The organism is Azospirillum lipoferum (assembly GCF_024170005.1).
GTDB lineage: Bacteria > Pseudomonadota > Alphaproteobacteria > Azospirillales > Azospirillaceae > Azospirillum > Azospirillum lipoferum.
This window is the reverse complement of record NZ_JALJXJ010000023.1, coordinates 62513-78510: the sequence shown is the minus strand read 5'-3', so window position 1 is coordinate 78510 and position 15998 is coordinate 62513. Positions and strand designations below refer to the sequence as shown.

Genomic DNA, 15998 nt, shown 5'->3' with positions numbered 1-15998 from the left:
CGTGACGTCATTCCGATCGAGCGAGACCATGGAACACCCTCAAAGACACACGGACCATCGCCTGGAGGCGCGGGCGAAGGCCTTGGGAATAACCGATCGCCACCGGGAGCTTCTGCGGGAGTTCGGCAAACCTTTCGAAGGGCAGGTCGACCGCATCGTCGATCAGATGGTCAGGGGACTGGCGCCGGCGGTCCCGTCGGCGGCGATGGGGGAGTTTCCTGCCGCCGCCGACCGGATCCGGGAATGTCAGCGGATTTCCTTCACCCGCCTGTGGTCGGGGGACGTGTTGAGTTCGTGGCTGGACGACAGTCATGACGGCATATTGGCGGCGTTGCGGCGTCTGGAACTCGACCCTTTCCCCTACACCACCGACGCCTACACCGGTGCCCTGAACGCCATCGGCGCATTCGGAATGGACCTGTTCCGCCGTCGGACCGCGAAACAGACCCTGCTGGTGGAGATTCTGAACATCTACTCAACGATCGATCGCGGCGCCATCGTCCGTCGCTACGGCGATCGGCTGAAGCTGGAAGCCATGCAGCAGACCCGGTCGCTGGCCGACGGGCTGGAGGCCACCACCCTGCGCATGATCGGATCGCTGGGTGGGGCGGTGGACACCCTGTCGGATTTTGCCGGGGCTTTGCATCGTCGCACCGAAAGCACGGTTGCTGAAGCCGCGGGTGTGGAGGCCGTCTCCCGCGAAGCCCACGAGGACGCCGACGCGTGTGCGCGGACGGTCCAGGCATTGTCGGAGACCATTCGGGACATCGGCGGGAAGGCCGGACTCGTTGATGCCGCCGTCGATGCCGTGCTGGGGGCTGCCCGTTCGGCGGGAGCGGCGACGGACATCCTGATGGAGAATCTCAGGGAAATCAGCAGCGCGGTGAACGCCATTCGGGCTGTCGCGACCCAGACGAATGTTCTGGCGCTGAACGCCGCCATTGAAGCATCGCGGTCCGGGGCCGCGGGACGTGGATTTGCCGTCGTGGCGTCGGAGGTCAAGGCACTGGCCGGACAGACCGCCATCACGACGGACCGCATCGCCCAGGTGATTGCGACGGTCAACGATCAGACGCGGAGAACGGGCGCTGCCGTCCGGTCCGTCGTCGACGTGGTCGACGGCGCTCGAATGGCGGCCGCCTCGATCGCCACGGCTGTGGAGGAACAATCGGCCGTCGTGCGGGGGATCTCGGCCAATCTGGACCGGGCTGCGGACTCAAGCAGGCACGTCTTCAAAGCTGCGGCGACCATCGGCGCAATGGTCCGGTCTACCGATGAGGACGTCAACAGGCTTCAGGCCTGCATCGTCCGTCTGAAGGATGACAGCGCGGATCTCGAAACCAAGACCTCATTGTTGCTGGAGCGGATCCGGGCGTGATCTCGCCCTGGATCGGTGGTTCTGGGGCGCTCCACACATGGTTTCTTCGACGGCATCAGCTTGCCACCGATCCCGGATGGTGGAAGGGCCGTCCACCACATCAGCTCAGACAGGACGGTGCGGGCAGAGTCACGGTGCGGGCCGCGTCAAGCCGCCCAGTTGGTGCTGTCGGCGTCCTGCGCCGAGCGCGGGGTCAGCGCGACGACCTTGACGGCAAGACCGCCACAGGATGTCTCACGGTATTTCGGATCCATGTCCTTGCCGGTCTCGAACATCGTCTCGATGACCTTGTCGAGTGAGACGAGCGGCTCGCTGGTCCGGTGCAGGGCCATGCGCGTCGCGTTGATGGCCTTCATGGCGCCCATGGCATTGCGTTCGATGCAGGGAATCTGCACCTGTCCGCCGACCGGGTCGCAGGTCAGGCCGAGATTGTGCTCCATGGCGATCTCGGCGGCCACGCACACCTGTTCGGGACTGCCGCCCATCAGATCGGCCAGACCGCCTGCCGCCATCGAGCAGGCGACGCCGACTTCGCCCTGGCAGCCGACCTCGGCACCGGAGATCGACGCGTTCCTCTTGTAGAGGGCACCGATGGCGGCGGAGGCCAGGAAGAAGCGGACGCAGGCGTCCTCATCCACCGGCTTGATGAAATTGTGATAATAGGCGAGCACCGCCGGGACGATGCCGCAGGCGCCGTTCGTCGGTGCGGTGACGACGCGGCCGCCCGCCGCATTCTCCTCGTTCACGGCGAAGGCGAACATGTTGACCCAGTCGACGACATTCATCGGATCGCGCGACAGCGCTTCCGACGACGCCAGCTGGCGGCGCAGCAGGGCGGCCCGGCGGGGAACCCGCATCGGCCCCGGCAGCACGCCCTCCGTTGTCATGCCACGCTCCATGCAGGCGCGCATCGTCTGCCAGATGTTGGAGAAATAGTCCCGGATCTCCTGATGGCTGTGCAGGCTGAGTTCGTTCCGCAGGATCAGTCCGGAGAAGGACAGGCCGGTCTTGCGGCAATGGGCCAGCAGATCGGCGGCCGAGGCGTAGGGATAGGGAAGCTCCGCCTCCTCTCCGCTCTGCCTGCCGAAACTCTCGTCGTCGACGACGAAGCCGCCGCCGATCGAATAATAGGTCTTGCCAAGCAGGAGCCGCTCGCCGTCGAAGGCCTGGATCGTCATGCCGTTCTCGTGCCGGGGCAGGTTGGAGCGGTGGAAGGTGATGGCGGTCGGCGGGAAGTCGATTAATCTGCCCTCCTGGCCAAGCGGAAGGCGCTGCGAATTGCGCACCTGCTGGAGGAAGGCGGGGATGGTGTCGATGGCGACGCTGTCCGGCAGGTTGCCGGCGAGGCCCAGCATCAGGGCGACGTCGGTGTGATGACCCTTGCCGGTCAGCGCCAGCGAACCGTAGATGTCGACCGCGACACGGGTGGCGGCATCGACGCCGCCACAGGAGCGCAGAGCGTCCACGAACTGCTTGGCCGCCCTCATCGGTCCCACCGTATGCGAACTGGAGGGGCCGATACCGACCTTGTAGAGGTCGAACATGCTGATCATGGCTTGCTTCCTTCCTGTGGTCGACTCTGGCGATGCCCGGGGAGATATGCCCGGGGAATTGCCCGGCCGGTTCTTCGTTTCACCGCTTCGGGCGGCGTCCCGTCATCCGTGGACGGGGCGCCACCCGAAGGGGAAGCAGGGTGGGCGTCAGAGGCTGAGCAGGGAGTAGAGGATGGCGGAGATCGCGACGCTGCCGATGAAGATCACCACCACGTTGCCCGGCTGGCCGGCATATCTGCGCATCGCCGGCACCTTGCGGATCGCGTACATCGGCATGATGAAGAGCAGGGCGGCGATGATGGGACCACAAAGCGATTCGATCATGCCGAGGATGCTGGGGTTCAGGGTGGCGGCGATCCAGACGGTGGCGACCATGAACAGTGCGCTGAAGCGGTTGATCGCCTTGTCGTCGACCGGCTTGCCCTGGCCGCGCAGATGCTGGGAGATCAGCCCGTTCAGACCTTCGCGGGCGCCGAGATAATGGCCGAAGAAGGACTTGGTGATCGCCACGAAGGCAACGGCCGGGGTCAGCAGCGCCATCAGCGGGTTGTCGAACTTGTTGCCGAGATAGGACAGGATGGAGATGTTCTGGGCCTTCGCGTCGGCCAGCTCCTGCGGGCTCAGACTGAAGACGCAGCTGAAGACGAAGAACAGGACGACCAGCACCATCATGACGACCGCGTATTTCTCGATACGGGTGGTCTGGGATTCCGCCTCTTCGCCATAGTGGTTCTGCTGGGCGACGACGAACCGCGAGATCGCCGGGGAATGGTTGAAGGAGAACACCAGGGCCGGGATGCTGAGCCACAGCGTCAGGCTGAACTGCCCGGCGGTCGGCACCTGATCGAGGATCGCGCCGTTCCAGTCGGGGGCGAGATAGAGGCCGATGCCCATCAGGACCACGACGAAGGGGTAGACGAGCCAGCTCATGACCCGGACGACCATCTGTTCGCCCAGCTTGATGACGCCCATCAGTCCGAGAATCAGGCCGAGCGACAGCAGGATGCGGGGTGGCGGCACCATGCCCAACTGATGCACCAGGAAGCTCTGGACCGTGTTGGTCAGGCCGACGCCATAGATCAGCAGGATCGGCAGGATGGTGAAGAAATACAGCAGGGTGATGAGCTTGCCCGCGGTGCTGCCGAAATGCTCGGTCACGACCTCGGTGATGTCGCTGCCCGGTTTCGACGAGGACAGGATGAAGCGGCATAGCCCCCGATGGGCCAGATAGGTCATGGGGAAGGCGATGACCGCCATGACCGCCAGAGGCCAGAAGCCGCCAAGACCGGCATTGATGGGAAGAAAAAGCGTCCCTGCGCCAATGGCGGTTCCGAACAGCCCAAGCATCCACATGGTGTCATGCCTGGTCCACGGCAGCGGAGGATTGCCAATTCTCGTGGATTCCGTTGAGATGCTGACCATTTTCTGCCTCCAGCATGCCTTCCATCGTGGATCTTCAAGCCATCGCGGTAAGGCTGCGCTTTGTTGACCTGGAGGAAGCCTATCAACGCCCCGCTGGCAATTCCTGGCCGAACTCAGGAGCGGTGGAATAGCGAAATGAGCGGCGGAATGGAAAAGTGAGCGGAGGCCGCCGGAGGCGAACGGTGTGAGAAGAGGGGCAGGCGGCGTGGCGGGCGGTACGTTTCGCCGCATCTCCAGCCCGTTGTGCGCTGCCGCTTCCCCCTGGCCTTTCGGTCGCGGATGGGCCAAACCAAGCGCCTCAACCAAGCATAAGCCGTCGCTCGCCCGCCCGTTCCGGACGGCCCGGACGCGCAGGTGCAGGGAGTCCTGACCGATGCAAATTGATCCCGTGGGCCTCTCGCTGGTCCTTCTCCAGCAGATGTGCGTCTATCTCGTGGTGGCCTATCTGCTCAGCCGAACGAAGATCTTCATTCCGCTGACGCACGCCACGATCCGGCCGCCGCACAAGCTGGCCTGCTACGTCATCTTTTCCCTGTTCTGCATCATGGGGACCATCCTCGGCATGCCGGTGGTCCATGCCATTGCCAACACGCCGGCGATCGGCGCGGTGCTCGGCGGCCTTCTCGGCGGGCCGCTGGTCGGGCTCGGGGTCGGCATCACCGGCGGGCTGCACCGCTATTCGCTGGGCGGGGCCTTCGCGCTCGCCGCCGGCATCGACATCGTCGTGCAGGGAATGCTGGGCGGTCTGATGCACCGCCACCTGATCCGGAAGGGCAAGGTCCGCACCCTGTTCGATCCGGTCAAGGCCGGCGCCCTGACCTTCGCCGGTGTGCTGTTGGAGTTGCTGATCGACCTTGCGGTGGCGAAGCCCTTCGACCAGACGCTGGAGATCGTCCGGCTGATCGCGGTGCCGGAACTGATCGCCAACTCACTGGGGGCCGCGCTGTTCATGGGCATCCTGATCGACCGCCGTGCCCTGATCGAGCGGCAGTCCAGCCTGTTCTCCGCCAAGGCGCTGGCCATCGCCGCGCGCGCCGACGGCGTGCTGCGCCGGGGCTTCAATCAGGAAAACAGCATGACCGTCGCGCGAATCATCTATGAGGAGACCGGGGTGGGTGCGGTTGCCATCACCGACCGCGAGAAGATCCTCGCCTTCATCGGCATCGGCGACGACCACCATCTTCCCGGCACGCCGATCTCGTCGCTGAACACGCTGGACGCCATCGCACACAACGAGGTCACCTACGCCGACGGCAACGAGGTGGCCTATCAATGCTCGATCAGCCCGACCTGCCCGCTGGGGGCATCGCTGGTCATCCCGCTGGTCGGCGAGGACAGCCACGTCATCGGCACGATCAAGCTGTATGAGCCGAAGACCAAGCTGTTCTCCACCATCAACCGGACACTGGGCGAAGGCATCGCCAAGCTGCTGTCGAGCCAGATCCTGGCCGGCCGCTACGAACAGCAGAAGGCGTTGCTGGCGCAGGCGGAAATCAAGCTCCTGCATGCCCAGGTCAACCCGCATTTCCTGTTCAACGCGCTGAACACCATCGCCGCTGTCACCTGCGACGAACCTGAGAAGGCGCGCGACCTGATCGGCGACCTGTCCACCTTCTTCCGCATGAACCTCAAGCGCCCCAGCGAGATCGCCTCGCTGGCGGAAGAGATCGAGCATGTGAACGCCTATCTCCAGATCGAGCGGGCACGCTTTTCCGACAGCCTGACGGTGGACATCGACATCCCCGACAGTCTCGGCCGCGTACGGCTGCCGGCCTTCACGCTTCAGCCGGTCGTCGAGAACGCGATCAAGCATGGCACGTCGCAGCAACTCCGTCCGGGACATGTCGCGATCAGCGCCCGCGAGGACGGCGATCAGCTTGTCATCGACGTGCAGGACAACGCCGGACTCTACGAGCCGAAGCCGGCCGGGCAGGGGCTTGGCATGAGTTTGGTGGACCGCCGCATCAGGAACTGTTTCGGCCCGTCCTATGGTGTTACCGTCGCGTCCGACCGGGATGTCTTCACCCGCATCACGATCCGGGTTCCGCTGGAGGCCGCATCCAAATGATCACCGCCCTCATCGTCGATGACGAGCCGCTGGCCCGCAAGGAGCTTCGTCGCGTCCTCTCGAAGGCCGACGACATCGCCATCATCGCCGAATGCAGCAACGCCATCGACGCCATCGGTGTGATCAACCGGGAAAAGCCCGAACTCGTGTTCCTGGACATCCAGATGCCGCGGGTGAGCGGCATCGAAATGCTGAGCATGCTCGACCATGAGAAGATGCCGCACATCGTCTTCCTGACCGCCTACGATGAGTATGCCGTGCAGGCGTTCGAGCAGCATGCCTTCGATTACCTGCTGAAGCCGGTCAACCAGACCCGCCTCGAAAAGACCCTGGAGCGCCTCCGCCGCAACCGCGGGCCACAGAAGATCGGCGAGCTTCCGGGCGCCAGCCAGCTCCGCCAGATCCCGTGTTTCGGACAGCACCATGTCCAGCTGGTGAGGATGGAGGAGGTCGAGTATGTGGCCTCCGGCGTCAGCGGCGTCTGTGTGGTCACCACCGACGGCAGCGAACTGCCGACCGAGCTGCCGCTGCATATTCTGCAGGACCGGACGCCTCTGCTGCGCTGCCACAGGCAATATCTCGTGAACATCGACTTCATTGAGAAGATCAATTTTCTGGAGAATGGCCTGGCGGAGATCAGGACGAGACGCGGGCAGAACATTCCCGTCAGCCGGCGTTTCTTCCCGCAGATCAAGGAGCGGCTCGGGATTCTCTGATCGGGACGTCGGTGGAATGGATCGGTTGGAAGCTGGCGGTATAGCGCCGATGCGGTGATCACCTCCGGCCTTGGTGACCGGTGGTACCGGTCACCAAGGCCGGAGTGTTACGCAACCGTCGGCAGTGCCCCAGTCCAGACGTTAACGCTCTGGCAACGGCCTCACGCGCATTCTTCCATCGGGCACGACCGGAAAGCCCACGCGTATCGGGAGGCGATGATGCCGACAGTACTCGTGATCGATGACGAGGACATGGTCCGTCTGGTTCTTCGCCAGTTCCTGGAGCGGCAGTCCATGACGGTGATCGAGGCGCAGGATGGCGAGGAGGGCCTACGTCTGTTGCGGGCCAGCACCGTCGATCTGGTCATCTGCGACCTGATCATGCCGCGGGCGGATGGAATCGGTACGATCATGCAAATCCGCCGCTCGATGCCGGGCATGAAAATCATCGCCATTTCGGGTGGCGGACGCAGCCACGCCATGGAACTGCTGAAGGTCGCCGAACAAATGGGCGCCGACCATGTCCTGGGGAAGCCGTTCACACGCGATCAGCTGTTGGCCATGGTCGCACGCTGCCTGCCCAACCACTCCATCGCGCGTTCCGCACGTCCCGGCTGACGTCGGCACTAAGAGGATAAGGTCATGCTTGGACTGTCGTTGGGGGAAAAGCTCCGGAACTGGTTCGTCGAGGAGGAGCCTGCGGCAACGTCCCCGTCGGCGCGGGGCGTGGTGACGCACGATGCGGATATCGAGCGGATGAGGGACCTGGAACGGCGGCTGAAGGCTCTGCTGTCCCAGCCGCAGCTGCTCTCCGCCGGCCGGATCCATATGCTGAACTTCGACAGCCTGCGTGCGAGCCTCGGGTCCAGCTGGGATGAATTGCGCGACCGCGTTCACAGTTCCGCGGACCGCATCATCAGCCGTCAAATTGGCGACAAGGACGTCCAGTTCCGCAGCGGTGACGGCGAATACATCATCGTTTTCGCGACGCTGAGCCGAGCGGCGGCGTCGCTTGTCTGCGCCAAGATCGCCGAAGAACTGTACCGGCTTTTCCTGGGCGACCCCAAGCTGGCCGACATCACCGTCTCCACCGCCGTTGGCGCCGTGGATGGAAAGTTGATGTTTGAACATGCTTCCGTCGCGGACCTTCTTTCGGCCGTCGAGCAGACGGTGGAAACGCGCGGTCCGGCGGAACGGGCAGGCGGCCCGGCGGCACCGCCGGCATCCGCCGCGATCGGGGCGGAGGAGGCGCGCAGGCTGAAGCTGTCACAGCTGGAGATGGCGCAGATCGGGACCATGTACCGCCCGTTGTGGGACGTCGGCCGGCAGGTGATCTCCACCTACATGTGCACACCGGTCCGCCGTTTTCCCGATGGGACCTCGGTCGAAGGGATGATGGCGCTGTCGGCGATCACCGAACCGCAGCAGCTGGCCAAGGTCGACATCGACACCCTGGCCGACACGGTCGAGATTCTGGACGAGCTGTTCCGCAACAAGTTCCGCCTGATGGTGTCGGTGCCCGTCTGTTTCGAGACGCTGGCGGCGCGCCGCAGCCGGCAGGAGTATCTGGCGATCTGCCAGTCGGTGCCGGACTATCTGCGCCCCTTTCTCGTCTTCGAATTCCTGCGTTTCCCCGCCGGTGTGCCCAACGGCCGGATGAGTGAGCTGGTCAACGAGGTGCGGCCTTTCTGCCGCTGGACGTTCATGCGCGTGGAATGCCGGCAACAGAGCTTCGCCAGCCTGTCGGGAACCGGCCTGACCGGCCTGACCACCATGATCGCGTCCGACCGCGGCACCGAGGCCAGGATCATGGAGGACATGAACAGCTTCGTCGCGGCGGCGGAGCGGGCCAGTCTGAAAACCTGCATTGTCGGCATCACCTCGACCAGTCTTGCGGTCGCTGCACGGGCGGCCGGGGCGACGCTGATCGCCGGCGACCGGATCGGTCGCGCCGGCGAAATCCCCCAGCACATGCTGCGGTTCGGCTGGCAGGATCTGTTCCTGCGCGAGGCCGTGCGCTGACCGGCGGCCGGCTGCTCGGACAGCCGGGCCCTCGGACAGCTGGTCTGCCCCCGACCATTCCGTGGTGAGCTCTCATGACAGGAGGTTCCACCATGCCAAGTGCCCTTGGGCATTCGAACGGCTTCATCAAGACCCTTGTCACCGATGCCGCCGGTCTCGACGACGTGCCGAAGCTGCTCGCCTTCGACGCCGGTCCGCCGGCTTTCGTCCTCGGCTTCGTGTCGCCGGAGCTTCCCTTTGCAAAGATCGCGGAGGGCTTGCGCTCGTCGCTCGATCCGCAAAGCAGGCTGGTGCTGGTGTCGACGGCGGGAGAGCTGTGTTCGGGAGTGCCCGGAGGGCTCTATCATCCCGGAGAGCGGCCGGACGGCATCGTCCTGCAGGCCTTCAGCCGACCCCTGTTCGCCGATGTGAGCATCCACAGCGTTCCCTTGCACAGCGAAGATGTCCGGGCGGGACGCATCCGTCTCTCCCATGAACAGCGCATCGATGCGATCCGCCAGGAGCTGGAGGCGATCGATCCGGCATTCCCGCTCGATTGCCACGACACCGTGGCGCTGCTGTTCATCGACGGGCTGTCCGCCAGCGAGAGCTGCCTGATGGAGGCGATCTACGCGTGCGGCCGCTTCCCGGTGCTGTTCGTCGGCGGCTCGGCTGGCGGAACCTTGGATTTCCAGGACACCTGGGTTTACAACGGCAGCCAGGTGCTGAACAATCATGCGGTCATCGCATTCGTGCGAATGGCTCCGGGCAAACGCTACGGAGTCTTCAAATCACAGAATTTCCGCAAGACCGGACTGTCTTTCACGATCCTCGACTGCGACCCGATCCGGCGCACGGTGACGAGCGTCATCGATCCCGACAGCCTGGAGGTCACCGGCTTCGTCGAGGCGCTGTGCCGGAGCCTGCGGTGCCATGCCGACGAACTCGAACGCCTGCTGGTTTCCCATACCTTCGCTGTCGAGCTGGACAGCGGGCTCTTCGTGCGCTCGGTGGCCGGGATCAACCGTGCGAAGGGACGGGTCTCCTTCTTCTGCGACGTCAATGCCGGCGACGAGCTCCTTCTGCTCGAGGCCACCGATTTCATCGAGCAGACGAGGAACGACTTCGCCGCCTTTCTGCGCGACAAACCGGAACCGGTTGGCGGTATTCTCAACGACTGCGTCCTGCGTCGGATCAACAACGGTCCGAGCCTGACCGGGATGAGCGTCTTCGATGATCTTCCTGTGGCCGGCTTTTCGACCTTCGGCGAAATTCTGGGCATCAACGTCAACCAGACGCTCACCGCGCTTTTTTTCTTCGACGGAGGGGTGGGGAAAGCGCAGGGCCAGACTGGATTCGCCAACGATTACGTTGCCCGGTTTCCGATCCACTACGGGCATTTCCAGAATTATTTCCAGCGCGCCCGGAACACCCGGCTGCGCATGCTGAACCGCCTGCGGCAAACCCTGATCCGCAACCTGGTCGGTCGCAGCGACGCCCCGGTCACGCTCTATGGGCGCTTCAAGCAGATCGGTGCCTATACCGAGCAGAGCGACACGCAAGGCTCCGATCCCCTCATCTCGGCGGTCGACGATCTTCTGGATGCCGTCCGGCAGGTGACCGAGGAGCGGGAAGCCGTGGCCGAGGTGTTGAGCCTGCGCGAGGCGGAACTGCGCCTCGCCGATGAGCGCCGCCGCTCCGCCGAAACCCGCATGGAGTTGGAGGCGCAACTGCGCGAAGCCCAGAAGCTGGAGGCCCTGGGCTGTCTGGCGGGCGGTCTGGCGCATGAAATCAACAATATGCTGCAACCGATCATCGGTTTGACGGAACTGGTCATGGAGGATGTGGAGCCGGATTGCCAGGCACAGAGAAATCTCGCCAGGGTGATCGAAGCCGCACAGCGTGCCAAGCGCATCACCCAGCAGGTGCTGACCTTCAGCCACGCCGAAGCAACGGAGGCGGGGCCGCTGCAACTGGGATCGGCGCTGCATAATGTGGCCGAGATGGTCGACGTGCTCGTTCCCCGGACTGTCGAACTTGTCTGGCGGATCACCCCGACTCCTCTCCTGGTCCGGGCCGATGAAACGCAGATGGCGCAGGTGTTGATCAATCTGGTGCGGAACGCGGCCGACGCGATCGGGTCATCGGGGGGACTGATCGAGATTACGGCTGACGCCGTCCAGCTTGACAAGACGGTGGAGGGGGCATGGCCGCACCCGGCCGGCCGTTACGCCGCGCTGATCGTCCGCGACACCGGGTGTGGGATGGATGCGGCGACATTGGCGCGAATCTTCGACCCCTTCTTCACCACGAAGGCGGTGGGGTATGGCACGGGACTTGGCTTGCCGGTGGTCCATGGCATCGTCGCCAGCTGGGGAGGGCACATCGTCGCAGACAGTCGCGTGGGGCAGGGGACCACGATGCGCATCCTGATCCCGACCATCGTGGCGGAGCCGGCCGCCGATGCCCATTCCGAACCGGACAGCGGCCCACAGGCCGCTGCCGGCGAAGCCGGCATGCCCTGATCGGATCAGAGCCAATGAATTGGGTGTGGCAAACCGATCGAAACCAGCGAAGTTTTTGATCCTGACAAGTCAGGATCAAAAGCCGTTGGTATAAGGCTCGTCCTGCCGTTCCTCGGAGTGTGGTTCGCTTTTCAGGTAGTCCCGATGCCGAACGCCGCTTTTCTAGTTGGCGTGGTCGCGGTATGCCTTTTTCCGCCGGCAAGCCCGGCGCCATTCCCCCAGCACCATTCTGATCGCCGCCGGATCGTGGATCGTGGATCGTGGATCGTGGGTGCCGGTCCAAATTCACCCACAAGACTGGCGGAAATCCGTACCGGTTAAGGCGCGGATACGCGGAAAGATTGATACGCTGAGCCCGCAAACTGTTCTCATAAGCGGAAAATTAACGGGAATTGGGGTAGAATAATTGTGATATTCGGAATTCGGTAAACGTCGCGATGATCTCCACTCCAACTCCAGGAAACTTCGGCCGCGCTACGGGCGATGCTCGTCGACTTAATATTGTCGGCCTGCTTTTTGTCGCCATGGTTGTGTTGACTGTCTCGTTCGTGCTGTTCATGGCGCTGGAGACGGCGCGGCGGATCGATGCGGCAACGGCGGAGCGGACAAGGGCCGAGATCACGGACGCCGTTGCCGATCTGACCACGGCGATGGGAAAGAAGGCCGAGGAATACAGCCTGTGGAACGATGCCGTCGACCATCTGGTGGTCGAGTTCGACAAAGTCTGGGCCAATGCCAATGTCGGCCCCTATGCGGAGCGGTTGTGGGGGCTCGATCGCTCCTATGCCTGGAACGGACAGGACGGGCTGATCTATGCATCGAAGGACGGCGCTCTGCGCGAGGATATCGACGCGGCTGCACGCGAGGCGGCCGATCTGCTGGCGGTGCTGGCGGCGGCGCGCTCCGCCGGGAAGCCCGTCAGCGGCATCGTCCATGTCGGGCGGACGCCTTTCGTCTTCGGCGCCCGGGTGATCGAATATGAGTATGGGCATGACCCGTTTCCGCCGAATCCCGCCAAACCGGTCCAGATCTTCCTGACGAGGCTCGAATCGGAGCTGGCGAAGCTGGCCGCTTCGCGGCGGATCGCCGATTTGCGCATGGTTCCGGCCGATGGGCCGGTTCCGCCCGACATCTTCAGTCTTTCCTTGCAGAGCATCGCCGGGACGCCGTTCGGCCTGCTGACCTGGATGCCCGAACAGCCCGGCCGCACGTTGGTGCGGGAGACCGCGCCCTATGCCGGCGGTTTCGTGCTGGCGCTGGTGGCGCTGCTGTTCCTGTTCCAGCGCGTGCTGCAACGGTTGAAACGGCAGGAGCCGCTGCGCCTCAGCGAGGCGCGGCTCGCCCAGGCCCAGCGCGTCGCCAAGCTGGCCTACACCGTCCATCTGCCCGAAGACCGGCTGGAGGTCTCGGCCAATTTCCGCGAACTGATCGGCTTGCCCAATGGATCGGTGTCGGCCGGGTCGACATCGGCCGGGTCGGAGCCGCTGACCGTCGGGCTCTATCTCGACCGCGTGATGCCGGATCAGCGGCTGGAGATTCAGGACACCTACCGCCGCGCTCGGGCGGAGAATGCGCGCTTCGACATCGAATACCGCGTTGCCCGGCCCGGGGGCGGCTATCTCGACCTTCAGGAGGTGGGGGAACCGTTCCATGATGCCGCCGGCCACGTCCTCGGGCTGATCACCGCAATCCAGGACATCACCGCCCGCCGCCGGGCGGAGGAGACGATCCGCCATCAGGCCAATTACGACGCGCTGACCGGGCTGCCCAACCGGCCGCTGTTCTATGACCGACTGCGCCAGGCGCTGCGCCGTGCGGCCCGCGACAGGACACCCATGGCGCTGCTGTTCATCGACCTGAACCGCTTCAAATGGGTCAACGACACGTTGGGGCATCAGACCGGCGACGTGCTGCTGCGCGAGGCGGCGCAACGGATGGCGGCTTGCGTCCGCGGGTCGGAGACCATCGCGCGCATCGGCGGCGACGAGTTCACCGTCATCCTGTCGGAAGTCGGTGACCGTGGCGAGGCGGAGAAGGTCGCCCGCCGTCTGCTCGACAGCCTGGGCGAGCCTTTCCACATCGCCGGCCAGACCCTGCACATCTCCGCCAGCATCGGTGTCACCTTCGCACCGGAACAGGGGACCGACCCGGAGCTTCTGGTGAAGAACGCCGATGTCGCGATGTACCATGCCAAGCGGCAGGGGACGGCCAACTGGACCTTCTACGACCCGGCGATGGACGCCGATGCGCTGTCCCATCTGTGGATGGAGAACGACCTGCACGATGCGGTGGCGAAGGGGCAGCTGGCGCTGTTCCTTCAGCCGGTGGTGGAGGTCGGCAGCGGTTTACTGGCCGGCGCGCAGGCGGAGGTGCGCTGGAACCATCCCGACCGTGGCCAGCTGCCCCCGACCGAGTTCCTGCATCTGGCGGAGGCGAACGGGCTGATCCTGCAGATCGGCTCCTGGCTGCTGGATGCCGCCTGCCGGCAACTGGCGGACTGGCGCGGCCGCGGCGCCGCCGGGCTGCGGCTGACAGTCCCGGTATCCGCCCTCCAGTTGAAACATTCCGGCTTTGACGAGCAGGTCGCCGGCTGCCTCGCCCGTCATGGTGCTTCGCCGGACCGGTTGATCCTGGAACTGCCGGAGGCCACGATGCTGGCGCCGTCGGCGGAGATGACGCGGACGATGCAGACCCTGCGGGTGCTGGGCGTCACCTTCTCGATCAGCGGGTTCGGAACCGGTTACGCAGCGCTCGGCCATCTGCGGCGGCTGCCGGTGGAGTTCCTGAAGATCGATCAGGCCATCCTGCGGGATGTCGTCCGCAATCCCGACAGCCAGGAAACGGTGCATGCCATCGTGGCGCTGGCCCGCAGCATGAACCTGACGGTGATCGCCGAAGGGGTGGAGACGGGGGAGCAGCAGGCGTTGGCCGGTGAGGTTCGCTGCGGTTTCGCCCAGGGCGGCTTCCTTGGCCTGCCGGTTCCGGCCGAGGCGTTCGACCTGACGCCGGCCACGCTTGCCGCCGAGAGCGGCGGGGCGCTGTCCCCGGCGGAGGACGGACGGAGCTGAACGGTGGCGGGACCCGTCTCCCCGCACTGGAAACGGGTCCCGTCGCCCGTCACGCCACCCGCTTATCGCGGAAGGCTTCGATGGTGCGCATCACGCCGCGCAGTTCGGCCAGCCCCTTCAGGCGCCCGACGAAGGAATAGCCGGGGTTCATCGTCTGGCCGATGTCGTCGCCCAGCAGATGACCATGGTCCGGGCGCATCGGGATCTGGGCGTCGGCGCGGCCAGCCTGCCGGCGGCGGGCCTCCTCGTCGATCATCGCCGCCGCCACCCCGATCAGGTCTGTGTCGCCGCCGAGATGGTCGGCCTCGTAGAAGGAGCCGTCCGGCTCGTGCGTGGTGTTGCGCAGATGGACGAAATGGATGCGCGGGGCGAACTCCTTCGCCATCGCCACCAGATCGTTCTTCGGGTTGGAGCCGAAGGACCCCGTGCACAGGGTCAGCCCGCAGGCCTCCTGCGGCACGGCGTCGAACAGCGCCCGCACGTCTTCCGCGGTGGACATCACCCGCGGCAGGCCGAAGATGGGAAAGGACGGGTCATCGGGGTGGATGCACAGCCGCACCCCTTCCTCTTCAGCCACAGGCGTGATCTCGCGCAGGAACTCGATCAGGTTGGCGCGCAGATCCTCGACGCCGATCTCCTGGTACAGCTCCAGCATGCCGCGGAAGCTGTCGCGGTCATAGGCGAAGTCGCGGGCCGGCAGCCAGTCGATCAGGTTGCGTTCCAGCTCCGCCACCTGTTCCACCGTCATCCCTTCGAACCGCGCCTTGGCGGCGGCGATGTGGGCTGGGGCGTAGCTGGCCTCCGCATTGCGGCGCTTCAGCACGAACAGGTCGTATGCGGCGAAATCGACGCTGTCGTAGCGCAGGGCATAGCCGCCATTCGGCAGCCGGTGCATCAGGTTGGTCCGGCTCCAGTCGGTGATGACCATGAAGTTGTAGCAGATCACCGGGATGCCGGCCCGCGCCACATTGCGGATCGACTGCTTGTAATTGTCGATCTTGGTGCGGAAGTCGCCGGTGCGGGTCTTGATCTCCTCGCCGACGCCGATGCTCTCCACCACCGCCCAGGTCAGGCCGGCGGCCTCGACCATGGCGCGGCGCTTCTGGATTTCCTCAGGTGTCCAGACGCTGCCCTGGTTCATGTGGTGCAGAGCCGTGACGATGCCGGTGGCACCGGCCTGACGGGCCTTCTCCAGGGTGACGGGATCGTCCGGGCCGAACCAGCGCCAGGTTTCCTGCATGATGTCGTCCTTTCAAATGCGGGTACG

The 15998-nt window shown here is 64.8% G+C and carries 10 protein-coding genes; 7 read left to right on the top strand and 3 right to left on the bottom strand.

The window, feature by feature from the left end; all coding sequences use genetic code 11:
* Positions 1–28: 28 nt before the first annotated feature.
* Complete coding sequence (locus J2848_RS33335; protein ID WP_149235040.1) at positions 29–1378, top strand: methyl-accepting chemotaxis protein; 1350 nt, start codon at positions 29–31, stop codon at positions 1376–1378.
* Positions 1379–1524: 146 nt separating this feature from the next.
* On the opposite strand, the gene J2848_RS33330 is transcribed toward J2848_RS33335, so the two are convergent.
* Positions 1525–2931, bottom strand: a complete 1407-nt coding sequence (locus tag J2848_RS33330) for an L-serine ammonia-lyase (protein ID WP_149235041.1) — start codon at positions 2929–2931, stop codon at positions 1525–1527.
* 147 nt (positions 2932–3078) lie between these two features.
* Positions 3079–4353, bottom strand: a complete 1275-nt coding sequence (locus J2848_RS33325; RefSeq protein WP_149235042.1) for a serine/threonine transporter — start codon at positions 4351–4353, stop codon at positions 3079–3081.
* 373 nt (positions 4354–4726) lie between these two features.
* Here J2848_RS33325 and J2848_RS33320 point away from each other — a divergent pair, with 373 nt between their 5' ends.
* The 6 genes from J2848_RS33320 to J2848_RS33295 all read left to right on the top strand — a co-directional run bounded on the left by J2848_RS33320 (position 4727) and on the right by J2848_RS33295 (position 14731).
* Positions 4727–6421, top strand: coding sequence for a sensor histidine kinase (locus J2848_RS33320; RefSeq protein WP_149235043.1), 1695 nt, complete (start codon positions 4727–4729; stop codon positions 6419–6421).
* The gene (gene btsR / locus J2848_RS33315) at positions 6418–7137 is read left to right on the top strand and encodes a two-component system response regulator BtsR (RefSeq protein ID WP_149235044.1); all 720 of its coding nucleotides are present in this window, start codon (positions 6418–6420) and stop codon (positions 7135–7137) included. Before J2848_RS33320 ends, btsR begins: the two co-directional genes overlap by 4 nt.
* Positions 7138–7356: 219 nt before the next feature.
* Positions 7357–7755 (top strand): response regulator, encoded by a 399-nt coding sequence (locus J2848_RS33310; protein ID WP_149235045.1) that lies wholly within the window; start codon positions 7357–7359, stop codon positions 7753–7755.
* Positions 7756–7779: 24 nt separating this feature from the next.
* Positions 7780–9159: a hypothetical protein gene (locus J2848_RS33305; protein ID WP_149235046.1), complete on the top strand. Its 1380-nt coding sequence runs from the start codon at positions 7780–7782 to the stop codon at positions 9157–9159.
* Positions 9160–9251: 92 nt separating this feature from the next.
* Entirely contained in the window at positions 9252–11663 is a 2412-nt protein-coding gene (locus J2848_RS33300) for an FIST N-terminal domain-containing protein (protein WP_170307275.1), read from the top strand.
* 533 nt (positions 11664–12196) lie between these two features.
* Positions 12197–14731: a bifunctional diguanylate cyclase/phosphodiesterase gene (locus J2848_RS33295; protein ID WP_211103333.1), complete on the top strand. Its 2535-nt coding sequence runs from the start codon at positions 12197–12199 to the stop codon at positions 14729–14731.
* Between the two features lie 49 nt (positions 14732–14780).
* On the opposite strand, the gene uxuA is transcribed toward J2848_RS33295, so the two are convergent.
* Complete coding sequence (gene uxuA / locus J2848_RS33290; protein WP_149235049.1) at positions 14781–15971, bottom strand: mannonate dehydratase; 1191 nt, start codon at positions 15969–15971, stop codon at positions 14781–14783.
* Between the last annotated feature and the right edge of the window lie 27 nt (positions 15972–15998).